The following is a 23,678-nucleotide window of genomic DNA, read 5'->3' on the forward strand; positions in this document are numbered from 1 at the left end:
CAGACGACAACAACACAGGAAAGATCATGGGAAGCAGGTCGAGGAACACGGGACACCAAGCGGGACACCACGCGGGACACCACGCGGGACGCCACGCACCATCGGCTATCGCCGCGGTCACGATGCTGGCGCTGGCCGCCACACTGGCCGCTTGCGGCGGTAGCGATGACAACGGCAGCACCGGTAGCAACAATGGCACGGGCAACAACGGCGGCACCGGCACCACGCCGGCAGCCGTGCAGCCGCTGTCGGGCGGCTCGCTCTACGTGGGCGCGGTGAGCTTCGGCGACACGGTCTCCGTGGCCCTGGACCAGCCCGCCGCCGGCCAGTTGACGCTGCGCTTCCTCGATTCGCGCTTCGGACTGGCCGGTACACTGGTGGGTCAGTACACGGTCGAGGGCAACATGTATCGCGTCTCGAAGCTGGCTGCGGTCGGCAGCGACGTTCCCGCCGCGCTGGCCGCCGCCGCTGCATCCATCACATTCAGCTTCACGCTTGACGATGGCCTGCTGTCCGGCGCGCTGGGCCAGGTGCCCAACGTCCTGGCCGGCAACGGTGCACTGTTGCAGGGTTATGTCTCCGCCGCGAACCGTGGCGCGCAACTGGCCGATGTGGTCGGTACCTACAGCTATCTTCGCCAGGCTGGCGACACTGCCACGGCTGGCCAGCTTGCCATCGATGCGAGCGGCGCCGTGCGTGTCTGCGCGGGGCAAGGCTACGCCGCAACCTGCGCCGGTGGTCAGGTCGGGCAATTGAGTGCCGACGCCGACCAGACCCGCTATCCGGGCGCCTACACGCTGACGCTGGCCGGCAGCAAGGTGGGCCGCGTATTCGTGGGCCGTCAGCAAGGCAACGTGGCTCTGTTCGTCGATGAAACCGGCGCCAGCACCAGCGCTGCCACGGGTAACTGGGTGGTGCGTCCCGCCACCGCGCTTGCGGCCAACGGTGTGGATGGCGACTGGCTCTGCTCGGAACCCGAACTCGACGACGCCAATGTGGCTACCGGCCGCACGCGTCGCAACATCGTTTCCGTGGCCGGCAACACGCTGGCCGCCGACAACATCCCCGTCGATGTCGCCCTGTCGTACAACAGCGTGGGCGGCGCAACGGCCAATGGCCTGCTGTCGGGCAACTGGCAGGAAACGGTGGTCAGCCAGTCGCAAAGCGGCTCGCTGACGTGGCTGCCGGTCAGCCGCAACCTGGCCTACCAGTTGCGCCAGGTGCCGGGTAGCAGCCGCCAGCTTCCGGCCGTCTGCGCGCCGCTGGCCGCACCGGCGCCGATTGCCACGTACCTGCAGGCCGCCGCCGGGCAGAACATCCTCGTCACCATGGCCGACCTGCGCCCGACGCAGCCGGCCATCGGACGCGACCAGATTTATTACAAGCTGGGACGCTATGCGGCAGAGCCGCTGAAGAACTTCGACGATGCCTGCGAGAACAACGGCCAGAACAAGACGGCCAAGAACGGCACCACGGCCGCGTCGCGCATCGACGATCTCAGCACGTTCACCTGCACCAAGGCCGTGGGCGAGAAGCCCGAGGACATGAAGACGCTGGTGGTGGGTCCGTTTGGCGAGCCGTACCTGACCGATGGCCACCACGCCTTCAGCACGGTCACCGAGGCGCCCACGGGTGGCCCGCAGGCCAAGATGTGGGTCCGCGTGCAGGACAACCTGTCCGGTCTGAATCGCGCCCAGTTCTTCCGCACGCTGCGCGAGCGCAAGCTGGTCTGGCTCAAGGATGGCGAGAACCGCCCGGTCTACCCGGCCGATCTGCCGCGCGGCGTGGGCCTCAACAACGGACTTGGCAACGACCCGTACCGCTCGCTGGTCTACTTCACGCGCGACATCGGCTACGCGCCGCCCACGGGCGCCACGGAGTACACCGAGTTCTACTGGGGAGACTGGCTGCGGACCAAGGTGGATCTGAAGCAGGTCAACCTGGACGACACCGCGGCCTATCTTGCCGCTGTGCGCACGGCGTCGGAAGCGATGGTGGCACTGGCACCGGAAGCGATTGTCAGCGGCGACAAGACTGCGGCGACGCTGGGCCGGTTGTCGGCGTTCGGTGAGGCGGAGTTCACCAAGCTGTCGCAGCCGGTGGGTTCGGCATCGCCGGGCAAGCTGCCGTATGCGGTGGATTACCGGTTGAAGTTGAAGCAGTAAGCGGAGAGGCTACCCCGACCGCTTGTTTGCTCCCCTCTCCCACGCAGTGGGAGAGGGGCGGGGGGTGAGGGCCAGCGTTTCAAGTTCTAACTACGCATCGGGATAGCGACGGCTTGCCCTCACCCCCAACCCCTCTCCCGCAAGCGGTGTACAGACCAGAGGCAAGGGTTCAGAGCGTACCCGTTTCTGCGTCCCATCACTCCGGCTGAATACCCGCCGACTTGATGATCTTTCCCCATTTCTCCGATTCCTGTGACTGGAATTTCGCCTGTTCCGCAGGGGTGTTCGTGAAGACTTCGGTGCCCGTGGTCTTGTAGAACTGCGACGCCGTTTCGCTCTTTGCCGCTTTCACCAGCACCTGGTTCAGCTTGGTCACCACGGCCGGGGGCGTGCCGGCCGGGGCGTAGGCCGCGAACCAGTAGCTCATCTCGTAGCCCTTCACGCCAGCCTCGTCGATGGTCGGAACGTCCGGTGCCAGCGGCGAGCGTGCCTTGCCTGAGACACCCAGCGCGCGCAGCTTGCCCGTCTTCACCTGCGGCAGGCCGGTGGCTGTGTCCGTGATCATCATCTGGATCTGGTTGCCGAGCAGGTCGGTGATGGCCAGCGGGTTACTCTTGTATGGCACGTGCAGCAATTGCACATGCGCCATCTGCTGGAACAACTCGCCGGCGATGCGCGATGAGGAGCTGCCGCTGCCGAAGCTCAGCTTGCCCGGCTCCTTCTTGGCCAGCGCGATGAACTCGCCAACGGTCTTGGCCGGCACCTGCGGATTGACCACCATGATCTGGCCGCCGCGTCCCAGCGCGGTCAGCGGCGCGTAGTCCTTCACCGGGTCGTACGGCAGCTTCTTGAACAGGTGTTCGTTGGCCGCATGCGTGGTGTTGGTGGTGATCAGCACGGTGTAGCCATCGGGCGCAGCCTTGGCCACGTCGCTGGCGGCAATGAAACCGTTTGCGCCGGGCTTGTTGTCCACCACGACCGTGACCTTGCTGTCCACCGTCATGGCCTGGCCGATGGCGCGAGCCAACTGGTCGGTGGCACTGCCTGCGGCGAACGGCACCACAAAGCGCACCGGCTTGTCGGGAAATTCTGCCCATGCGCTCCCTGCGGGCAATGCCAGGCACATGGCCCAGGCGGCAATGGCCAGCGGCCTGCGGAATCCGTACATCGTTGTCTCCTCTATCTCTATTCGTTTTGACATGGGGAACGGCTCGGCAATCATGAGGCGCCGCCGGCGAGCCGCGGCGGCAAGGGGATCGGCAAACCCAGCAGCAGGAACGCGAGTGCCTTGCCGTGGGTGTCGAGATTCAATGCGTCGTTGACACCGCCGTCGAGCACGCCGTCGATGACGAAGTTCATCGCCTGGATCGACGGCACCACGTAGCGCTTCACGGCACGCGGCTGCCGGGCGGCGAACAGGGCACGCACGGCATCTTCGGTGACATGGGCGACGAGGTGATCGAAGTCGCGCGCATCGTAGGCAATGACGCTGATGTTCGAGCGGTCGCCCTTGTCGCCCGTGCGGCCATGGGCGAATTGGTAGAGCGGCGCGGAGGTGTCTGGGGTGGCGGTCATGGCAGGACTCCGGTCAGGCGACGAACGCGTGGGTGGCAGTCACCGCGTCGCGCGGCACCAGGCACGACGTGGCATTCAGGCGGGCACGCAGCCCGGTGCGCACACCGCCGCCGCCAGCCGGGCCGCAGGTGTAGAGCGCATTGACCTCGCGCAGCAGCGCTTGCGCCACGGCCTTGTCTTCGTGTGCGAGTGCCACGCGCATGCGCACGTCGCGCGCATCGGCTTCATGCGGTTGCGGCGCGGAGATCATCGCGCCGCTATCGTCGGCGAAGACGCTCAGCACGCCGATCAGGTCGCAACGGATCGGCACGTCGTGCCCGAGTCCCTGCATGCGTTTGCGAACGATGTCCGCCGCGAGTCGCGCACGCGCTGCGGCATTCGGCCCCGCATACGAGATCTCGCCTTCGGCAAACCATCCGCCCTGATGGAACAGGTTGGCCTTGAGTTCGGCCGGGCGCGCATGGCCCCGGATATTGCGCACGGCCACGCGATCGGTGCCGATCTGCTCCACCGTCACCGCGCCGATATCGGCCACAACGTCGGGCGTGAGATAGGCGCTGGGATCATGCACTTCGTAGAGCAGTTGTTCCTTCACGGTGCGCAGGTCCACGCATCCACCGGTGTTCGCCGCCTTGAATATCTCGATGCCGCCGTCGGCGTCGATCTGCGCGATCGGGAAACCCACGGCATGCACATCGGGCACGTCCTTCATGCCGGGGTCCGCGAAGTAGCCGCCGCTGACCTGCGCGCCGCATTCGAGCAGATGGCCCGCCATCGTGGCGGCGGCAAGCCGGTTCCAGTCGTCCCAGGCCCAATCGAAATGCGCCATCGCCGGGCCCACGGCCAGCGCGGGGTCGGCCACGCGGCCGCAGACCACCACCTGGGCGCCCTCGCGCAACGCATCGGCAATCGCCCTGGCGCCGATATAGGCGTTGGCGCAGACGAAACGCGTTTCCGGAAACGACTCGCCCACGATGCGGCGCAACATGGCGCGGCCCGCATCGTGCGAGAGATCGTCGCCCTCCACCACGGCCACGCGCGGTGCGGGCAGGCCGAGTTCGGCCGCCAGCGCCAGCACGCGCCGCGCCGCCGCGCGCGGGTTGGCTGCGCCGAAGTTGCCGATGATCGGAATGCCGTGCGTGAGGCACAGGCCCAGCACCGGCGTCAGCAGCAGGTCCAGCAGCGGCTCGTAGCCGTGTTCGGGGTTGTCGCGGCGGGCCAGTTGCGCCAGCGCCAGCGTACGTTCGGCGAGGGTTTCGAAAATCAGTGCGCCGGGGCCGCCTGCGGCGATCAGCGTGCGCACCACGGGCAGGGCGGCGTCGGTACGGTCACCGGAGAAGCCGGCTCCGGATCCGATCAGCAAGGGGGCAGTCATGGGCGTTCGCAGGGTTTCCTATGGGCAGCGATCTCATTCTAGGTGTGCCCGTTGCCCTCGACAAACGGATGATTTGGATTAATCTATCGATCTTGTCGATGAATACTCGCACCCGTCATGCTGGCAAACCTCTCGGTCAAGCATTTGCGCGCCTTCATGGCGCTGGTCACCCATCGCAACTTCACGCGCGCCGCGCAGGCGTGCCATCTGTCCCAGTCCGCTTTCAGCACGCTGATCCAGACGCTGGAGGAGCAGGCTGGCAGTCGCCTGTTCGAGCGCACCACGCGTCATGTGGATCTCAGTGCCGACGGTTATCGTTTCGAGGAAGTGGCGCGGCGCCTGCTGGCCGATTTCGAGAGTGCGTTCGAGGACCTGCGCGACCATGCCGAGCGCCGCAAGGGCCGCGTGTCGATTGCCGCGCTGCCCTCGCTGGCCGGTGGCGACCTGCCGCCGCTGCTGGCCGACTTCCATCGCCGCTATCCCGGCATCTCGCTGGCGCTGCACGATCAACTGGCCGATGGCTGCATCGACATGGTCCGGCGCGGACAGGCCGATTTTGCGCTGGCGCCGGCGCCCGCCCAGGACACCGACCTGCGCATCGAATCGCTCGTCCATGACAGCTTTCATCTGGTCTGCCCGGCCGATCACCCGCTGGCCGCCAAGCGGCGTATTGCACCCCAGGCGCTCGCTGGCCTGCCTTTCATCCAGCTCTCGCGCACAAGCAGCGTGCGCCAGCATCTGGATGCGGCGCTGCATCCGCTCCGGCTCAATGGCGTCATGGAAGTGGAGCACCTGGCCACGGTGGCGGCGCTGGTGGAAGCAGGGCTGGGCGTGTCGGTGGTGCCTGCGCTGGCGCTGTTCCAGTTCCGGCGCGAGGGGCTGGCCGTCCGGCCGATGCAGATGCCCACGCTGGAGCGCGACATCTGCCTGGTGCGGCTCAGGGAACGCAGCGATTCGGCCGCCGCCGCCGCGATGATCGAATGCCTGCGTGCGCACTACGGCACCAGCACACCGGCGGCGAAGAAATCGCTCAGAAATGTCCGAGGTAGCCGCCGTCCACGGCCAGTACCTGGCCCGTGACATACGAGGCTGCCGGCGAGGCGAGGAACACCACGGCGCCGGCCACTTCCTCGGGCTGCCCCCAGCGGCCCAGCGAGGTGCGGTTGCGCAGCCATTCGGAGACCGTGTCGTCCTCCACCATCTTCTGGTTCGGCTCGGTGGCGAAGTATCCCGGCGCGACGCCGTTGACCGTGATGCCCTGCCGCCCCAGGTCCGCCGACATGGCGCGCGTCAGCGCATCGAGACCGCCCTTGGTGGCGGGATAGAGCACATCGTTGGCGCGCGCCACCTGGCCTGCAATCGAGCTGACGTTGACGATGCGGCCATAACCCTGCGATGCCATCATCCGTGCCGCATGGCGGCACAGTGTGTAGGGCGCAACGAGATTGGTGTCGAGCATCGCGCGCAGGTCGTCGGCGTCGAGATGGGCCATGCCGTTGCGGTTGCGTGCGCCCGCATTGTTCACGAGGATATCGAGCCGGCCGTGCGTGGCGGCGATCTGGTCGAACGCCGCCGACGCCGCTGCTTCGTCCGTGATGTCGAGTACGAGCGCTTCGGCGCTGGCGCCACGCGCCTGTAGCTGTGCCACGGCATCGGCCACGCGCTGTGTATTGCGCGCGCACACCAGCACGTGTGCACCGGCATCGGCCAGGCCCGTGGCAATCGCCAGGCCAAGGCCCTGCGCGCCGCCCGTGACCAGTGCCACGCGGCCGGCGAGCGAGAAAGGATGTGTGGAGATGGGGGCGGAGATCGGCATGGCGGCCACTATACCGCAGCCTCCTCCCGCCCTTGGCAATGCAGGGACTAGCGGATCAGCTTGCCCGTCGACGAGACGATCGACATCTCGACGAACGACGAACCCGTATGCCGCGTGGCGCTGTAGCTGATGAGGATGCCGCCCAGATCATAGTCGCGCAGCCCTTCCAGCGCGTTGACGAGCTTCTCGCGTGTGGGTTCCGGCCCGGCGCGGCGCAGGCCCTCCACCAGCACCTTGGCCGACATGAACCCTTCCATGCCCGCATTGCTGAGGTCCGCGTTCTGCGCCTTGGCCATGCTGCGATATTCGCTGGCCACGCTCATCTGGCTGGAGTTCATGCCCGGCACCACCTGCGTGATGATCAGGCCCTTGCCGTCCTCACCAAGATCCTTGATGAACGAATCCGCCGCGTTGTTCGACAGCGTCACGAACTGCGCCTGGCTGCCCGCCTTCTTCATCTCGCGAATGATCTTCGCGGCTTCCGACCCCGAGCCGATCACCATCACCGCCTGCGGATTGGCCTTGTTGATACTCGCCACGCCCTGGGCAATATCGCCCATCGGCCGATTGAACGATGCCGTGCCCACCGGCTGCACGCCGCGTGCCTGCAGCGCGGTGTTATAGCCTTCGAACACGTCCTGGCCGAAACCGTCGTTGGCGTAGAAGATGCCGATCCGGCTCATGCCGGACGTGGCCAGGTGGTTGATCGCGCGGGCCACCTCGTCCTGGTATTTCGCGCGCACGTTGAACACGTAGCGATTGACCGGGCGATGCAGCGTGATGGCGCCGGTCAGCGGCGCGATCAGCGGCACCTTTTCGGCGGCGATGATCGGCAGGATGCTTTCGTTCTGCGGCGTGCCGCGCACCATGAACAGTGCGAACACCTTGTCTTCGCCGATCAGCTTGCGCACGTTGTCCGGCGTGCGCTTGGCGTCGAAGCCATCGTCATAGGTCAGCAGCTCGATGCGCCGCCCGCCTACGCCGCCATTGGCATTGATCGCGTTGAGATAGATCTGTGCACCGGCGATCTGCTCCTTCACGGACCCCGCGACGGGGCCGCTCACGCCAGCCGACTGGCCGATGCGGATCGTGGACCTGGTGATGCCGGGTTCGGCCTGCGCCGCCATGGGCGCGGCGAATCCCAGCGTGGCGGCAAGCATGCCGCACGCGAATTTTCCTGCATAACGCATTGTGACCCCTCCTGAAGCGCTGGCTTTTTATGATCGACTGCAGCTGCTACGCCGCGCTTTCAGCGCGCACTCTGACGGTGCGCCGCACGGCGGCTCAGGGAAGGTAACTCAAGCGCGTTATTTGTTCAAACGAATGGACAGTCCGGGCACGACTGGCCCGGCCGGGTGTTGTAGCCACAGGACAGCGCCCCCGGGGATAACCCGGGGTTGCGGTCCGTCTTCATCCAGTGTGGCGCAGGCTCAAGGGAATGCCGGTACTGCGGGGTCCAGCCCTGCGAAGCGGGCTTCCGGGTGCGTGGCTTCGAGCAGCGTTTCGATTTCCTCCACGCGGCCACGCGGCACGTCCACCATCAGCAGCAGCTTGCCCGCCTCGATGTCTTTCTCGAAGACGCGCAACCGGCTGTTGGGAGCGGAGCTGCCGATCATGCTCGATGCCCAGGCGCCAAACACCGCGCCCAGCACCGCGAGCACGCCAACGAGGCCCCACTGCGGCGTGTCGCTGACGATCGGGAACATGGCCACCACCACGCCTGCCACGATGCCGACGCCCCCGCCCACCATGAGGCCCATCTCGGCGGCGTGAACGATATCGGAAGTCTGGAACAGGTTCGCCTCGTGCAGCCCGGTCATGTCGGCACCGTCACGGCCCACGAAGTGGATGTGGCGGTTCTCGATGCGGGCCAGCAGCAGGTCGTCCATGGTGCGGCGGGCGCTTGCCAGGTCGGGCAACAACCAGAAGATCCGTTTGCGCATGACTTGCCTCCTCTGTCAGGCCGCCCCGGAACATGGGTATCCGTCAGGGACGGTTTCGTTCGTTCTACTCTCTCCACGCACACAGTGCAAGGCACCGAACGGATCCCTCCGAAGTGACGCGCGCATGAAGGATTCCGCACGTCACCTCGCACTGCATCACGCGGGTCAGAATGTGATCGGCAGGCGCACGGTCACAGTCAGGTCGGGGGTGTCGCGCGTCAGACCGGCTCCCACCGACAGGTTCAGCGTGTACTTGTTGTTGAAGCGGTACGAATAGCCCACCAGCAGCGTGCCCTGCGTGATCCGCACCGAACCCGGCACGGTCTGCCCGTTCTGCTTCGTCGGCCAGATGATGCTCTGGTCGTAGCCGATACTGAACGAGGCATGCTCGTTCAGGGACAGGCCCATGCCGAAGTTGAACTGGAAGATATCTCCCGGCGAGATCTTGCCGAGGAATTCCTTCTCGCCGTTGAGCACTGTGCGACTGATGTTGTCACGCGCAAAGTTGTGCAGGTAGCTGAACGTGCCGAAGAACACCGCCGGGTCGGTCGGCAGCAGCCATGTCACGCCCGGCTGGATCGCCTGGAAGCCAGTACCCGTTGGCATGCCCAGCGGCAGCCCGGTGCCCGTGGTGTTGCTGACGCAGCGCGTCACGCAGTCCGTCACCACTTCGAACGGATCGCGGCCCGTGTTGGATTTGTAGCGCAGCCAGCCGATGAAGAACGGCAGCTTCTCGTTGCCGTAGTTGAGCTGGTAGCGCAGCGTGGCTTCCACATCGCCCAGCCCGCTGCCGCTGGAATTGAACACGTTGTCCACCGCCGTGCCCGTGAACACTTCGCGGCTGACGGTATCGCTGCTGCTGTGCACGTACGGCACCTTGGCTTCGATTTCGAGCCGCTTGGTAATCCCGTAGCGGAAGGCCATCGCGCCGATGTACGTGGAGGTTTTCACCTGCCGCACATCGACCAGGCCGATGAGGACGGCCGGGATCACCGTGTAGCCCACCAGCGCCACGCGGTCGCTCGACGAATAACCGTACTGGAAGCTGGGTTCGACGATGATCTTGCCGGCTGGCGTCAGCACGCCAGGCTGATCGAAGATCGGTGCGATTTCCGGCGGACGCGTCTCGCGCTCGGGCGGACGCCCCACGGGCTCTTCCGCGCCCGCTGCCTCGCCCGGCTGTGCGGCCTGGCCTTCCACCATGCCCTCGGGCGGCGCTGCACTGGGCGCCTGCTGCGCCTGCACGCCCTGCTGCGCGGTGTTGTTGATCTGCGTGGCGCTTGCCGCCGCACCGGCTGCCGCCGCGTTGGTGGCGGCATTGCCGCCCGTCACGCCAGTGCCCTGCATGCCGCGCTTGCGCGCCAGGGTCTCGTTATCGACGGTATGGCTCAATGCGCGGATCGTGGCCTCCTGGTCGGCCAGCGCACGCTTCATGGCTTCCAGTTGCCTGGCCTGTTCGGCAAGCTCCTTCTGCAGCATCTCCAGTTGGCCGGACGCAGGGGGCCCCGCATCCGGAATGTTCTGCGCCTGGGCCATGCCGCCCAGCAACAGCATCGAGCATCCGGCATAGCGGATGCCTTGTAGTGAACGCTTCTTCATGACGTCTTCCTCCCCCGGGACGGCGGGCTTTACTTCAGGGCCCGCACCTGTTCGTTCTTGGCTACACGCGACTACCTCATTGCTGCGGACCTTTGGATCACGCTGTTCAGCGCGGTGTTGGCAAGCTGCGTGCGGAATGCCGCGAGCGTGTTCACACTGGCGTTGAGCGTCATCAGGCTCTGGATGTTCTGGTTGTTGAGATTATTCTGGATCACGGTGCCCGGCATGTTCGCTGCCGCACCCAGGTTTGCGATGTTTCCGGCACCGTTCTGTATGACGGTCATCAACCCGTTGGTGGCTACCGTGCCCGCATTGGCGATGGCCGTCTGCGCCATGCCTGCCGCGCCCGCTGCCGCTGCCGCCGCGCCGGTCGATGCCGTGCTGGCTGCCGTGGCAGCGGCACCCGCCGCGCCCTGCGCCGTAGCCGCTGCGCCGTTGGCCGCGGCTGTCGCGGCCTGGGCTGCCTGTGCCGCTGCCCCTTGCGCCGCCGCCGCTGCGGCCTGTGCGGCCGCCACCGCGGCATTGGCCGCGTTGTTCGCCGCGCTCACGGCCACCGTCACCTGCCCCAGTGCCTGTTGCAACTGCGAAGCCTGCGCCGCCGTCATGGCGCGCACGTCGGGAATCGTGATGCTGGTGGACACCGCCAGCGCGCCGTTGACGAAGACCGCGCGGTCGATGCCGAAGCCGATCTGCAGTCCACCTGCATCAAACCCGCCACGAGACTCCTCAAGCCGCGCCTGCGCCACCGGCTTCCACTTGGCCATGCCCTTGCGTGCCTCGGACACCGGCGCCTCCGCGTCACGCGTGGCCAGCGTCATGGCGCGGCGCATCGCATCGTCGGAGGGTTGATGTCGGGCCACGGTGGCCTTGTTCACCGGAACGACCAGCGCAGGCGCTTCGGCAACGGTTTGTTCTGCTGCGGCATCGGCTGCCGAAATCCCGGTGTTGGCCACAGCGGCGATCGCGTCTTCCTCGTGCCTTGCCAGCGCGGCCACGGCAGTCGCCACGGCCGTGGCCGCGACAGGTGCCTCGCCCAGCGGCGGCAGTTCGAGCGATACCGGCATCGCTACGAGTTCCACCACGGATGGGACCGCCAGACTGGCACTGCCGACGGCGTCGGCAGCAAGCATGTCGGTTTCCGCATACGCATGGCCGGTACACACCAGGCCCGCCCCCAGCAGCACGGCTGCCGTGGCCGGACCCGCCACGCGCCGGGGCGTTCCCGGCGCGCGTGGTGCGGTTGAATCGGTTGTCTGAACCATGCTGCTCCCCTGCTCAGAAATCCGAGGCGCCATGCTTGGGCATGACGGTGAAATAGAGGCTGTCGCGGTTGATCCCGGTAGAGTAAGGTCCGGTCGGCGCGACACGCCAGTCGGACGCAAGATTAAAACGCGCACTTTCCGTGCGGTTGTGGATCACGAACAGCAGTCCGCTGTCCCAGATCCGCTCGAAGTGCTCGCGCTCCAGCGCGCGTGTGCCGCGTGCCGGGTCGCCAATCAGCACCCGGTTGCCGTTGATCCCCTTCACGACCACAAAGTGGTGGTAGCCGTTCTCCACGATCAGTACGATCGCCGGCACCTTGGCTTCCTCCAGCTTGGAGAGCGGCAGCTCGTAGCCATCGGCCTCGAAGCCGCGCGACGCCAGAAAGCGTTTCATGTCCAGCAGCGAGAATCCCTCGGCCCGGATCTTGGCCTGGTCGCCATTGACGTACATGTTGGCGAAGACGGTCTGCTCGGTGGTCGGAATGTTGTACTGGTACGTCAGCAGCGTGGCCACCGCGGCGGAGCCGCAGCTGAAGTCGTATTGCTGCCGGATGGTGGTGCGAAAGCGTGCCTCGCGCAGGCTGGTGACCGGCACATAGTACGAGTTGCCCTGGTTGCCGGGTACGCGGATCGTATCGGCACGGGCGTCGTGCATGCCCCCCAGCACGGCCGCCAGGCAGGCGGCTGCCATCAGCAGGCTTCGCATGTTCATTTGAACTGGACGTTGAGAATGGTGGCGTTCTGGATCAGGACGTTATTGCCCGTGTTCTGGATCACCGTGGGCAAGCCGGCCGAGTTGGCGAACGAACCCTCCGAGATCATGTTCTGCCCCGAGTAGGTATTGACCGCCGCGTTGCTGCCCACCATCCCGCGCAGCGTCATATCGTTGACCACGGTTTCCGCGCCGCCACGGACATCGGCGAGCTTGTCTGCCCCCACCGCACGCGAGGATGTGCCGAAGATGCCGGTCCGGGCTTCCGCCACTGCCACGGCAGTCGTGCCTTCAGGACCCGCGCTTGCTGCAGCTGCCGCCGTGGCGGATGCCTCGGCCTCGGGCGGACCCGCGATGGCCTGTGCGAATGGCCACGCCAGCGTGGCTGTCGCCAGGATCGTGACAACAGTGCGATGCGATCGCATGGTGCGTCTCCTCATGTTCCGGGCCATGCCCCCGTGAGGGCTGCGACACCGGACCTGCAAGCATCTGACGTTGCAGTGCATCCCGGACGCGTTGCCCGGGATGCCCGCGGAAAGCCACATGAGATACCGGACGCCCCGGTCCGCTCTGTTCGGAGCGGCACGGAGCGCACCAGTCGTCTTACCTGCCGACGTTCATGTTGGCTTGCACGTTGACGCTTTGCTGCACCAGCGATGCCATACCGCTGTTCTGGTTGGCGATCATGATGCCGGCTGCCGACTGGCCAACGCTGGTCATGGCGTTGGACATGTTGAACGTGCCTGCATCGACGTAGTTGGTACCGCCAGCACCGCCAGCGCCACCCACTGCACCATTGCCTGCACCGCCCGTGCCGCCAGCACCTGCACCACCCGCACCGCCTGCGCCGCCGGTTCCCGAAGCCGCACCCACTGCACCGTTGCCAGCCGTGGCGCTGCCATTGGTGGCCTGCGTCGAGGTAGCCCCTGCCGTGGCTGCACCGCCTGCGCCGCCCGCACCAGCCACGCTGGTTTGTGCGCCGCCTGCGCCGCCCGTGCCCGAGCCAGCACCGCCAGTCGATGCGCCAGACGTCGAGGTGGCTGCGCCGCCTGCGCCGCCCATGCCCGTGCCCGCACCCGCCGTGGCCGTTGCCGTGCCCGAAGCGCCTGCTGCACCAGCGCCGCCCGTGCCGCTGCCGGCGCCGCCAGTACCCGAGCCGGTGCCGGTGCCGGTGCCGCTGCCTGCGCCACCAGCGCCAGCCGTGGCCGTGCCCGTGCCGCCTGCGCCCGAGCCACGCTCGTTGGACGAGTTCGACGCGCCGCTGCTGCCACCAGCACCCAAGCCACCGCCCAGGCCTGCGCCCAGTGCGCCGCCGCCGCTGCCCTTGGCCCAGCCGCCGTCACCACCGGAGCCGCCGCGACCGGCAGCACCTGCGCTGCCGCCCAGGCCCGCTGCCGAACCGCCACGGCCGCCTGCACCCAGGCTTGCCGACAGCGCGCTGCCGCCGTAGCCCTTGGCATCGCCGCCCGATCCAGCACGGCCATCGGCGTTGCCACCACGGCCGCCATTGCCAGCCACTGCGCCAGCGTTGTAGGCGTCGCCAGCGGTGGCGCTGCCGTTGGTCGCGGAACCGCCGCTGCCACCCGAGCCGCCATTGCCGCTGTTGCCGCCATTGCCGCCGTCACCGCCGGTGCCGCCGTTTCCGGTGCCACCATAGCCCTTGCCGCCAGCGCCGCCCGCCGCACCAGCCGCACTGCCACTGTTCGTGGCGTAGTTGCCGATGTTGCTGATCGAGTTGCCCGACACGGCGCCGCTCAGCTTGCTGATGGCCAGTGCCTTGCTGCTGTTGAACGCGTTGCTGAAGTTCGCGGTGGCGGTGCTGCCGTTGGCTGCCGCTGCGTTACCGAGGCCGCCCACATCCTGCTTGGTGCGATTCTTGGAGTTGGTGTTGGTTTCCGTCGAGGTCCGCGTGTACGTCGAGCTCTTCGTCGACGACAGGGTGTTGGTCTTCGTATCGGTGCTGTTGTCCTGGTAAGTCTTTGAATATTCGTTGGCCGAAGCGCCTGCCCCACTCTGCGTGGAGGTTGCCGTTGCGGTAGCCGTCGTGCTATTGCCGTCGATGTTGTTCGTCGGGTTTGCCATTGCCTGACCAGCGAAGCCCATCGCAATGCCTACTGCCGACGCGAGTAAAGTCTTTTTCATTCGAAGCTCCCAGGAAGTTTGGTACTGCGGCTCAACCCTCCGGCCGGCGCTCTCGAGAACATCGGCTGGAGGTTCAGGTCCGGCTTGATGACCAGACCGGGACTCCCCTGCGCATATTCAGTGCCAGCCACACCGCCTTGGTGCGTAATCCATTGAAATACAAAGGCTGGCGGGTTAGGAGCGGGGAACTTCGCGCACCGAAACGGGCATGTCGGCAGGGGGAAACCTGTGCTTGGGAGGAGACATGTCACAGCGTTGTGACACGGGTTTTGGCCGGTTGCCGGCCGCTGCGCCGCGATCGCAGGAAATCAGTCCTGCAATCAAGGAGTTAGCGCGTACCTCCGCACAAACCCGCATGACCACGCGACGTAACGGTCATGAAACAACGGTACAGCGGTGGTCCCTATGCCGCTCGGGGGGTGACGGGGAACCCGCGCGCCGGACGAGCGGTGGCGAAAGCGCCCCCATCGTCGCCGTGCGGCGCAATGCTGCCCGTGCGGCGTCTTTTCTTGCGCAAAGCGTTGGGCGTTGCCGCTCACAGGTGCCCTCGCGTCTCATGCGCCACGGGCAGGTTTCATGCTACGCTCTATGTCTGATTTAAAGTACATTAGTCGGATCAACGCATTCGCAAGGGCAACCATGAGTGAAGCCGTCGTTCCCCTGTATCACCAGATTTACGTGGTGCTGCGCCAGCAGATCGTGGAAGGCCGTTTCGGCCAGGGTCCGCTGCCGGGCGAGATCGATCTCGCCAAGCAGTTTCACGCGTCGCGCGTGACCATGCGCCGCGTGTTCGACCGTCTGGTACAGGAAGGTCTCGTGCGCCGCCATCGCGGTCTGGGCACGTTTGTCAATCCGCACCCGGTCAAGCCGCAGTCCACCGAGTCCGAGAAGTCCACGAGCCTGCTGGGCACCATCATCGAGATGGGCGAGAAAACCTCCGTCAAGGTGATTTCCATCGACGAGGTACATGCCACGCCCGAAGTGGCCGAGGCCCTGCAGATCCAGGTAGGCGATCCGGTCATGAAGGTGGTGCGCGTGCGCCACTACAAGAGCCGTCCGCTCTCGCACATCACCGTGTACCTGCCTGCGGACCTGGGCCGCTCGCTCTCGCGCAAGGACATGGAAACCACGCCGATGCTGCGCCTGCTGGAAGCCGCCGGCGTGGAACTGGGACGCGCCTCGCAGGTGCTGACCGCACGGCTGGCCGACGTGGTCGTGGCGCCGCTGCTCGACGTACCCGTGGGCGGCGCCCTGCTGGCAGTACGCCGCGTGGTGCTGGACAAGGCAGGCCGCCCCGTGCAGTTGCTGATGGGTCAGTATCGCCCCGACCGCTATGAGTACCGCATGGAGTTGTCTCCGATGGGCGGCGGCGACAGTGCCAACGTCTGGGTGGAAAACGAAACCCGCACCGGGTTGCGCGACTGACGCACCGGGCGCTGGCCGCGGACACGTTCCGCCGCCAGCGCGCCTCCCGCCCGGCCCATTCAGCCCTACTTCCCTGGGCTTCTCGGCACCGACGTTTCCGGGCCATACTGCGCACTCCTGATCACAATCGTGGAGCCCCCGCCATGCCAGTTGTTCGCCCGGGCCGGCATCAGCCAGCCCGCCAGCCAGTTGCCGCATCCGTCCGCTCTGCCAGCCAAGCACCCGTGATGCATCGTGGAAGACGCTGGCTTGGCGCCACGTGCCTCGCCCTGATCTCGATGGCCGCCACGATCCCCGCACACGCCGCCGTGGCGGGCGGCAAGCCGATCCGGATCCTGGTGGGTGCATCGGCCGGTGGCACCACGGATACGCTGGCGCGCACCATCGCGCAGGAGATGTCGCAGACCCTGAACCAGTCCGTGGTGGTGGAGAATCGTCCCGGCGCCGGTGGCAACATCGCCGCCGATATCGTGGCCAAGAGCGCAGCCGATGGCACCACGCTGCTGATGAGTTTCACGAGCCATACCATCAACGCCACGCTCTACAAGAAGCTGCCGTTCGATCCCGTGCAGGATTTCACACCGCTCATGCTGGTGGCCACCGTGCCCAGCGTGCTGGTGGCCACGCCGAAGCTGCCCGCCAACAACATCCCCGAGCTGATCCGGCTGGCCAAGTCACAGCCGGGCAAGCTCAACTTCGGTGTCGGGTCGATGGGTTCGTCGGTCCATCTGGCCGGGGACATGTTCAAGATGATGACGGGCACCTACATCGTCAACATCCCCTACAAGGGCACCACGCCGGCCGTGACCGATCTGCTGGCGGGCCAGGTGGACCTGATGTTCGCGAGCACGCTCAATGTGGCGCAGCACGTGAAAGCGGGCAAGCTCAAGGTACTTGGCGTCACCAGCCCCGCCCCGTTGCCGCAGTTCCCCGGCGTGCAGCCGATCGGTGCCACGGTGAAGGGATTCGAATCCAGCGCGTGGTTCGGCCTGTTCGGCCCGGCCAACCTGCCGCCGGACGTTGCGCAGGCGCTTTACCAGGCCGCGCGGCGCGGCATTGACGAGCCGTCCGTGCGCAAGCGGCTGGAAACGGATGGAGCCGAACCCAGCGGCATGCCGCCTGCCGAGTTCGCGAACTTCGTGAAGCAGGACGTGAAGCGTTGGGCCACTGTGGTCAGGTACTCCGGAGCCCAGCCGGAATGACGGTGATTGGCGGCGGCAACGCTCCCGTCGGGACCCGTCCCGCCACGCTCGCGCAGAAGCTCGTGGCGCGCGCAGCGGGCGTGGATGCCGTCACGCCAGGCAGCATCGTGATGTGCAAGGTCGATCTGGCGATGGCGCATGACTCCAGCGGACCCCGGCGCGTGGCGCCCCTGCTGCGCGAACTGGGCGCTACGGTGTGGGACCCCGCACGCTTCGTGGTGGTCACCGATCACTACGTACCCGCCGCTGACGCCGAGGCCGAGACCATCGTCCAGTTCACGCGTGACTGGGCGCGCCAGTCCGGCATCTCGAACCTGATCGACAGCCAGGGCATCTGCCACGTGGTACTGCCCGAGCGCGGCCACGTGCTGCCGGGCCGCTTCATCGTCGGCGGAGACAGCCATAGTCCCACTGGCGGCGCGTTCGGCGCCTACATGTTCGGCATCGGCGCCACGGAAATGGCTGGCGTGCTGGCCACGGGCGAAATCTGGCTGCGCGTGCCGCAGACCATCCGCATCGAATGGCATGGCGAGCTGGGCGCGGGCGTCTGCGCCAAGGACATCATGTTGCACCTGTGCGCGACCCTGGGCATGGCCGGCGGCCGCTACGAAGCCGTGGAGTTCACCGGTGACACCATCGCCGCGCTGTCCATGCAGGAGCGCATGACGTTGACCAACATGTGTGCCGAACTTGGCGCGCAGACCGGGTTGATCGCGCCCGATGCCACCACGCTGGCGTGGCTGGCCGATGCGGGGGTCGATCCCGCGACGCTGGCCGCCATCGATCCCCTGCAATGGCGCAGCGATGATGAGGCACCGGTTCTTGCCGCACACCGCTTTGACGCTTCCGCGCTCAGCCCCCAGGTGGCCGCACCGCACAGCCCCGCCAACAGCGCGCCGGTGGCGCACACGGCGGGACAACCCATCGACATCGCCTACCTGGGCGCGTGTACCGGCGCCAAGCTCGACGACCTGCGCATGGCCGCGCGCGTGCTGCGTGGCCGCAAGGTGGCCCCTGGCATAAGCCTGCGCGTGGCGCCCGCTTCGGTGCGAGACCAGCAGCAGGCCGAGCGCGAGGGTACGCTGGGCGTGCTGCTCGATGCTGGCGCCCAGTTGTTGCCCAATGCGTGCAACGCCTGCGCAGGCTATGGCCTCAGCCGGTTTCCGGAAAACAGCCGCGCCATTGCGTCCACCGCGCGCAATTTCGCTGGCCGGATGGGCGATGCGGGCAGCGCCGTCTGGCTGGCCTCACCGATGACCGTCGCCGCCACGGCCGTGACGGGCCAGATCACCGACCCGCGTCAGTTTCTCGCATGAACGTCGTTCCCGAAGTGTCTCCTGCACCCAGTACGAAAGACTGCAAACCCGGCCGCATCTGGCGCTTTGGCGACGACGTGGATACCGATGCGATGGCGCCCGGCCTCTATATGAAGGCTGGCATCGATGCGCTGGCCCAGCATTGCCTGGAAAACCTGCGGCCCGATTTCCCGGGCAGTGTGCGGCGTGGCGACATCGTCGTGGCGGGCGGCAACTTCGGCATGGGGTCGTCGCGCGAGCAGGCCCCGCAGGCCCTGCGCCACCTTGGCGTGGCAGCGGTGCTGGCGTCGTCCTTCTCGGGATTGTTCTACCGCAACGCCATCAACCTGGGCCTGCCGGTTTTGGTGTGCCCGCATGCCGAGGCACTTGCCGACGGTGCGCGCGGCACGTTCGATCTTGCGACGGCCAGCGTATGGCTGGCGGACGGATCAAGCGTGGCCTGCGAACCCGTGCCCGATTTCCTGCGCGCCATGCTGGAAGCGGGCGGCCTGGTGCCGCACCTGAAGGCGCGATTGAAGGGCGGGGGCTGAACCACCCGACTCAGCGCGCGACCTGACCCGGCGTAAATGCCGCGCCCCCGATGCCGCCGCGCGGCCAGTTCAAACCCGGCCGGGTCGAGGCGCAATCGGCCTCGCGCAGCAACGCCATGGCCTCGTCGTCGCTGACCTGGGTGAAATCGAGATAGAACGCGCCCACGGCGGCAAAGCTGGCGGGCGAGTTCAGGCACACCACCTCATCGGCGGCAGCGCGCAATGTTTCCAGCCCGTCCGGCGACCCCACAGGCACGGCGGCGACGATGCGCCCCGCACCGGCGATGCGCGCGGCATCGAGCGCTGCACGCATCGTGGCGCCAGTGGCCACGCCATCGTCCACCACAATCACGCATCGCCCCGCCATGGCCGCCACGGGCCGCCCCTGGCGATACCGCTGCTGGCGGCGGCAGATCTCGCCCAGTTGCCTGCCCCGTTCCGCATCGAAGGCGCCCGACTCCACCGCACGGCTAGCCCAGGGGTTGTCGTTAATCACCGTATGCGGATCGCGTCCGCTCGCGTCGCCCTCTACCACGGCGCCGAGCGCCAGTTCCGGATAACCCGGTGCGCCGATCTTGCGCACCAGCAGGATGTCGAGCAATCCGCCGATGGCACGTGCCACTTCATAGGCCACCGGCACCCCGCCGCGCGGCAGGGCGAGCACCAGCGCCGCATCGCCATCGGGTGTCCGCATGTATCCGAGTTCGACCAGCTTGCGGCCCAGGTACTGGCCTGCCTCGCGACGGTCGGCAAAGCATGGCGGCAGGCTCATGGCAGGTCTCCCGGAATAGGGAAGCGAAAGGCTTGGCAGCGATGTGAGGAGCCGCTTCACGTCGAAGGCTCCACAGGCAATATAGTCCGGCGCCATCGCAACGGCGGGAAGAATGGGAAATTCTTGGGCGCCGCGGAATGTTGCGCTGCGGCAACCTGGGGCGGCCTATCGCCCCGATAGCGGCAAGCGATTAATTACCGATGTGAAACAGTCTTTTCGGGGAAGGGGTGATGATCCCGGCGGGGTCGATGCGTAGGATTGCTGCATGGCGGCAATTCAGCCGCGCCCGACAGAGCGAGATCCACCATGAACCCCCAGAACCTCTCCCGCACCGACAACGTGGCCGATCAACCGGAAGCCGATCTGGACATCCCGTTCGGCTCGCTGGATGCCGCCGCCATGGCCGAACTGCCTTACACCTTCCGGCAATCCGGCACATGCACGCGCTACTACCAGGAGTTCTTTGGCTGAACGCTTCGGCTGATCCGGTACGGTCGTCAGTACGTCTTGTACGGCAGGAACTTGCCGGACATCTCGATCCGGACGCGGTCGCCGTTCGGATCGGCCTCGCGCTGCAGGTCCATCCGGAAATCGATCGCGCTCATGATGCCGTCGCCAAACTCCTCGTGGATCAGCGCCTTGAACGTGGTGCCGTAGACGCTGACCAGTTCGTAGAAACGATAGATCAGCGGGTCCGTGGGCACTTCCGTCGGCAGCGAGCCCTTGTAGGGCACCGTACGCAGCCACGGCTCGGCTTCGGCCGGCAGGTCGAAGATATCCATGACGGCCCGCGCGCCGGCCTCGTCGAACGTCATCTGCCCCAGGCAGGCAGCAGTCGTCCATTCCTTGCTCTTGCCCACCTTCTCGGCCACCTGTGCCCAGGTGATGCCGCGCGTTACCTTGGCCTCGATGATGAGGTCGGTCACATCGCTTCGATCCATGTCGGTCTCTCCGGTTGTCGTACAGGGGAAGCCCGGAGAGAACGGCGCGGCCAGTCTGGCGCGTGGATTGGCCTCGGCTAGTGTGGACGCTCGATGACCGCGACGGCATCGCGGGCACCGCTGTCGAACCGGGCTCGGGCGAACTCGGGCACCGCAAGCGGACTGAGCCCTTCCAGCGCCTGCAGCACCAGCACGATGAACATGACCGGCATGACGTCCTCCCTCGGGAATACGGCAAACAGAGTCGGCGCAAGCTTCGTGCCATCGGCACGCACCGCCGTGGGGAACGCCAGGAACACCCGCCAGCGTCCCGCCATGTATAAAGCGTACCCGTTTCTGCGCATCGCCGGGCGAGTCACTGTTCGTGCCGATACAGATGCCGGCCGCCCCCACGCCCGGCAAACGTTGCGAAAGTCATTTCCGATGTAACGCCACATTATTGGCCGCTGACGTGTCAGAGATCGTCCGGGCGTGTGGGTCACATTCCCGCCAACCGTTACGGGACAACGGTTTGCGGCGGCCGGAGCGGGGCGTTTTTCCACGCGGATACGAGCGGGGGCATGTGAGACAGCCTTACAAGTGCAACCGCGTCCGCGCCGATCGCACCGCTAGAGTGAAGCCGTCGTCCACACGCATCGAACAACGGAGTCCCACATGAAACGCGCAATTGTCCTGGCCCTTCTGCTGACCACCACCAGTGCCCTGCTTTCGGCCTGCATCGTCGTACCGCCCCGCGGCGGCTACCACCACCGCTACTAAGCGGCAGTTCCTCGAAACGGACTCAAGGAGAACTCAATGAAACGCCAAATCCTGCTTGCCGCCGCCGTGCTGACCACCGGTAGCCTCTTCGGTCTGATGTCGCCCGCCGCCGAGGCGCATGACCACGGCTACTACAGGAACGCGCCGCCCCCACCGCGCCACGAAGTTCGCCCGCCTCCGCGTCCGGGCAGCGCATGGGTGCCGGGCCACTATGACCGGGTGCGCGGCAACTACGCCTGGCGCGGCGGCCACTGGGAGGCATCGCGCCCCGGCTATCGCTATGTGCCGGACCGCTGGGTACGCGGTCCGCACGGTTGGTACCAGCAGCGGGGCCACTGGTCGCGATAAGGCGGCCACCCAGGGTCCGACGCCGAGGTAAGTCAGTACATGCTCCTGCGTTGAACCCTGTACCGATGGTTGAAGCGGGCCGGACTCATTGGGCGTGAGGTCCGGCCCGCTGCCATTCCGGAGGTGGTTGCAAGCCGGGTGGCCGCGACTAGACACCTTTTTTTGCATTCGTGCCGAGGAACGATTTTTATCTCATCCTTTTGCACTAGACTGCGCGCCGCCTATTAAGGCGTCGCTACAAATCGTGACGATCGGAATAATTTTCAACGGGTTTCATTAATGCGCCACCACGCATGATTTCTCTTAATGCCACACCCCCCATGTGGGTGACGAATAGATAATCAGAAAGCGATTTTCTTTCAATATGGTTGCACGGCTGAAACACTCTCTTCAGTGGATGTATCAACAGTGCAACCACCGCGCCACGCCATGTCGGATGGCGTCTGACATACTTTGCGAGCCAAAAGTATGGCATCGGCAATGGATTATGTAGGGCGGTGCATTACAACCCGGCCTCCACCGTTATCCACCTGCTTGCATTCGTTCGGACCAGCCCATAAGATGAATTCAAGTTTCCAAATTCAGGAGCGAGTTTTTTCGGGTAAGGGTACGGGTCATACTTCCGGTCACGCGGACAAGCCCCTCTGACAAATGGGCGTCGACAGACACGGAAGCACAGGGTTACGGCTGTTTTTTCGCGGCACCATCACCGGTGGCCGCCAGATGGCCGCAAGCGCATTCCCCTCACGCAAAGCGTCCCGCATCTCACCCATAAACGGGGAGTCAAGAAGAATGAACGCCTTGCTGATCGAGGAGCATCCGCTGCTCCGGCTCGGGCTGTTGCAGATGCTCGAGACCATCCAGGAATCCGGACACGTACTGGCGCTTGCGCCCGGCGACATCCACCGTCTGGAGACACCGCACCGAAACGCCGACCTGCTGGTCTTCGGCATGCCCGCCGACCAGGCCCTTGGCTGGGAGCAGCTGGAACAGGCGCGGGACCGCCTGGCCCCGCAACGCATCCTGATCCTGGCCGACATGCTGCCGCTGCATGTACCGAACGCAGACGCCGCGCGTGGCATCTGCGGCTGCCTGCCGAAATCGGCCTCGCTCGCCGTGATCGAAGCCGCGATGCGGCTGGCCGTCTCCAGCGTGCAAGGGTTGATGTTCGCCGGTGAGTCGGCCGCACCCGCCGTGGCATCGCGCTCGGCCATGCCGGCGGCGACGTCGCTGGCTTCGGCTGCGCCGCTGCCGCTATCGGCTGTCCCGGCAACGGACCCGGCATCGCCATCCGCGTGCGCCAGCGCCATGCGCGCCGCCGTGGCCGTGCGCGACCTGACCAGCCTGCGTCCGGGCCAGCCCATCGCCGCGCAACCTGCGGTACCGGCCTCCAGCGTGCAACGGGCCGAGGAAGAGCCCAGCTACGACGAAGCCGAAATGCTCAAGATCACGCCGCGCCAGTACGAAGTGCTGGTGCTGCTGGCCCGGGGCTATCCGATCAAGACCGTCAGCCGCATGCTCAATATCTCGGTGGCCACCGTGAAGAGCCACGCCTGCACGCTCTACCAGCGCCTGAAAGTCCGCAACAAGGGTGAGGCGGTCTACGCCGCCCTGCAGCGCGGCGCCACGCTGGAATGGGTCAGCGGCGATGAGCATGCGGCGAGGATCCAGCCTGGGCGAAGGGATGAGCGGTTTGTGGCGACGGGTACTGCAGCCACGCTCTGACCTCGTCGTACTCCCCTCTCCCTCTGGGAGAGGGGTTGGGGGAGAGGGCTGGAGGTTCTGCTTGCCGACCA

General features: G+C 66.3%; 23 protein-coding genes. 9 read left to right on the forward strand and 14 right to left on the reverse strand.

All coding sequences use genetic code 11. The annotated features are described in order from the left end of the window. The first annotated feature begins 26 nt into the window (after positions 1 to 26). Positions 27 to 2,165: a ParB/Srx family N-terminal domain-containing protein gene (locus tag GA566_RS25225; RefSeq protein WP_237380647.1), complete on the forward strand. Its 2,139-nt coding sequence runs from the start codon at positions 27 to 29 to the stop codon at positions 2,163 to 2,165. A gap of 196 nt (positions 2,166 to 2,361) precedes the next feature. Here the strand turns inward: GA566_RS25225 and GA566_RS25230 are convergent, their stop codons facing one another. Genes GA566_RS25230 through GA566_RS25240 form a run of 3 tightly spaced genes read right to left on the reverse strand, consistent with a single transcriptional unit; the run spans position 2,362 to position 5,115 of the window. Next, entirely contained in the window at positions 2,362 to 3,333 is a 972-nt protein-coding gene (locus GA566_RS25230) for a tripartite tricarboxylate transporter substrate binding protein (protein ID WP_160474350.1), read from the reverse strand. 50 nt (positions 3,334 to 3,383) lie between these two features. Then, positions 3,384 to 3,740 carry a hypothetical protein gene (locus GA566_RS25235; protein ID WP_160474351.1) on the reverse strand — a complete coding sequence of 119 codons (357 nt, stop codon included), beginning with the start codon at positions 3,738 to 3,740 and terminating at the stop codon, positions 3,384 to 3,386. A gap of 13 nt (positions 3,741 to 3,753) precedes the next feature. Then, positions 3,754 to 5,115 carry an acyclic terpene utilization AtuA family protein gene (locus tag GA566_RS25240; protein WP_160474352.1) on the reverse strand — a complete coding sequence of 454 codons (1,362 nt, stop codon included), beginning with the start codon at positions 5,113 to 5,115 and terminating at the stop codon, positions 3,754 to 3,756. Positions 5,116 to 5,232: 117 nt separating this feature from the next. Between GA566_RS25240 and GA566_RS25245 the strand changes: the two genes are divergently transcribed. After that, entirely contained in the window at positions 5,233 to 6,195 is a 963-nt protein-coding gene (locus GA566_RS25245) for a LysR family transcriptional regulator (RefSeq protein ID WP_137927555.1), read from the forward strand. Here GA566_RS25245 and GA566_RS25250 read toward each other — a convergent pair. The 8 genes from GA566_RS25250 to GA566_RS25285 all read right to left on the reverse strand — a co-directional run bounded on the left by GA566_RS25250 (position 6,146) and on the right by GA566_RS25285 (position 14,589). Further along, complete coding sequence (locus GA566_RS25250) at positions 6,146 to 6,931, reverse strand: SDR family oxidoreductase (protein ID WP_137927556.1); 786 nt, start codon at positions 6,929 to 6,931, stop codon at positions 6,146 to 6,148. The genes GA566_RS25245 and GA566_RS25250 overlap by 50 nt on opposite strands. A 47-nt stretch (positions 6,932 to 6,978) precedes the next feature. Continuing rightward, entirely contained in the window at positions 6,979 to 8,121 is a 1,143-nt protein-coding gene (locus GA566_RS25255; RefSeq protein WP_137927557.1) for an ABC transporter substrate-binding protein, read from the reverse strand. A 240-nt stretch (positions 8,122 to 8,361) separates the two neighbouring features. Continuing rightward, entirely contained in the window at positions 8,362 to 8,874 is a 513-nt protein-coding gene (locus GA566_RS25260) for a DUF1269 domain-containing protein (RefSeq protein WP_137927558.1), read from the reverse strand. A gap of 165 nt (positions 8,875 to 9,039) precedes the next feature. Then, entirely contained in the window at positions 9,040 to 10,473 is a 1,434-nt protein-coding gene (locus GA566_RS25265) for an acetate kinase (RefSeq protein ID WP_137927559.1), read from the reverse strand. 71 nt (positions 10,474 to 10,544) lie between these two features. Further along, positions 10,545 to 11,735 carry a hypothetical protein gene (locus GA566_RS25270; protein ID WP_160474353.1) on the reverse strand — a complete coding sequence of 397 codons (1,191 nt, stop codon included), beginning with the start codon at positions 11,733 to 11,735 and terminating at the stop codon, positions 10,545 to 10,547. Positions 11,736 to 11,748: 13 nt separating this feature from the next. Continuing rightward, positions 11,749 to 12,447 (reverse strand): C39 family peptidase, encoded by a 699-nt coding sequence (locus GA566_RS25275; protein ID WP_137927561.1) that lies wholly within the window; start codon positions 12,445 to 12,447, stop codon positions 11,749 to 11,751. Next, a complete protein-coding gene (locus GA566_RS25280; protein WP_160474354.1) occupies positions 12,444 to 12,872 on the reverse strand; it encodes a hypothetical protein in 429 nt (142 codons plus the stop codon). The genes GA566_RS25275 and GA566_RS25280 overlap by 4 nt, the downstream gene beginning before the upstream one ends. Before the next feature lie 178 nt (positions 12,873 to 13,050). After that, the gene (locus GA566_RS25285) at positions 13,051 to 14,589 is read right to left on the reverse strand and encodes a hypothetical protein (RefSeq protein WP_160474355.1); all 1,539 of its coding nucleotides are present in this window, start codon (positions 14,587 to 14,589) and stop codon (positions 13,051 to 13,053) included. 639 nt (positions 14,590 to 15,228) lie between these two features. Between GA566_RS25285 and GA566_RS25290 the strand changes: the two genes are divergently transcribed. The 4 genes from GA566_RS25290 to GA566_RS25305 all read left to right on the forward strand — a co-directional run bounded on the left by GA566_RS25290 (position 15,229) and on the right by GA566_RS25305 (position 19,062). Continuing rightward, a complete protein-coding gene (locus GA566_RS25290; protein WP_137927564.1) occupies positions 15,229 to 16,014 on the forward strand; it encodes a GntR family transcriptional regulator in 786 nt (261 codons plus the stop codon). A 143-nt stretch (positions 16,015 to 16,157) separates the two neighbouring features. Then, positions 16,158 to 17,216 carry a tripartite tricarboxylate transporter substrate binding protein gene (locus tag GA566_RS25295; RefSeq protein WP_137927565.1) on the forward strand — a complete coding sequence of 353 codons (1,059 nt, stop codon included), beginning with the start codon at positions 16,158 to 16,160 and terminating at the stop codon, positions 17,214 to 17,216. Next, on the forward strand, positions 17,213 to 18,532 hold the full coding sequence (locus tag GA566_RS25300; protein ID WP_160474356.1) for a 3-isopropylmalate dehydratase large subunit: 1,320 nt from the start codon (positions 17,213 to 17,215) through the stop codon (positions 18,530 to 18,532). Before GA566_RS25295 ends, GA566_RS25300 begins: the two co-directional genes overlap by 4 nt. Next, on the forward strand, positions 18,529 to 19,062 hold the full coding sequence (locus GA566_RS25305; RefSeq protein WP_202126867.1) for a 3-isopropylmalate dehydratase: 534 nt from the start codon (positions 18,529 to 18,531) through the stop codon (positions 19,060 to 19,062). The genes GA566_RS25300 and GA566_RS25305 overlap by 4 nt, the downstream gene beginning before the upstream one ends. Positions 19,063 to 19,072: 10 nt before the next feature. Here GA566_RS25305 and GA566_RS25310 read toward each other — a convergent pair whose 3' ends face one another. Next, complete coding sequence (locus GA566_RS25310; protein ID WP_160474357.1) at positions 19,073 to 19,834, reverse strand: phosphoribosyltransferase; 762 nt, start codon at positions 19,832 to 19,834, stop codon at positions 19,073 to 19,075. A gap of 306 nt (positions 19,835 to 20,140) precedes the next feature. Between GA566_RS25310 and GA566_RS33000 the strand changes: the two genes are divergently transcribed. Next, positions 20,141 to 20,305 carry a hypothetical protein gene (locus tag GA566_RS33000; protein ID WP_171020492.1) on the forward strand — a complete coding sequence of 55 codons (165 nt, stop codon included), beginning with the start codon at positions 20,141 to 20,143 and terminating at the stop codon, positions 20,303 to 20,305. 26 nt (positions 20,306 to 20,331) lie between these two features. On the opposite strand, the gene cynS is transcribed toward GA566_RS33000, so the two are convergent. Further along, positions 20,332 to 20,775 (reverse strand): cyanase, encoded by a 444-nt coding sequence (gene cynS / locus GA566_RS25315; protein WP_160474358.1) that lies wholly within the window; start codon positions 20,773 to 20,775, stop codon positions 20,332 to 20,334. A 77-nt stretch (positions 20,776 to 20,852) separates the two neighbouring features. Further along, the gene (locus GA566_RS25320) at positions 20,853 to 21,092 is read right to left on the reverse strand and encodes a hypothetical protein (protein WP_137927570.1); all 240 of its coding nucleotides are present in this window, start codon (positions 21,090 to 21,092) and stop codon (positions 20,853 to 20,855) included. A gap of 478 nt (positions 21,093 to 21,570) precedes the next feature. On the opposite strand from GA566_RS25320, the gene GA566_RS25325 reads away from it, so the two are divergent. Both GA566_RS25325 and GA566_RS25330 read left to right on the forward strand, forming a co-directional pair. Next, complete coding sequence (locus tag GA566_RS25325) at positions 21,571 to 21,882, forward strand: hypothetical protein (RefSeq protein ID WP_137927571.1); 312 nt, start codon at positions 21,571 to 21,573, stop codon at positions 21,880 to 21,882. Positions 21,883 to 22,674: 792 nt separating this feature from the next. Next, complete coding sequence (locus tag GA566_RS25330) at positions 22,675 to 23,607, forward strand: LuxR C-terminal-related transcriptional regulator (RefSeq protein WP_137927572.1); 933 nt, start codon at positions 22,675 to 22,677, stop codon at positions 23,605 to 23,607. The last annotated feature ends 71 nt before the right edge of the window (positions 23,608 to 23,678 follow it).

This window comes from Cupriavidus sp. SW-Y-13 (assembly GCF_009793345.1).
GTDB lineage: Bacteria > Pseudomonadota > Gammaproteobacteria > Burkholderiales > Burkholderiaceae > Cupriavidus.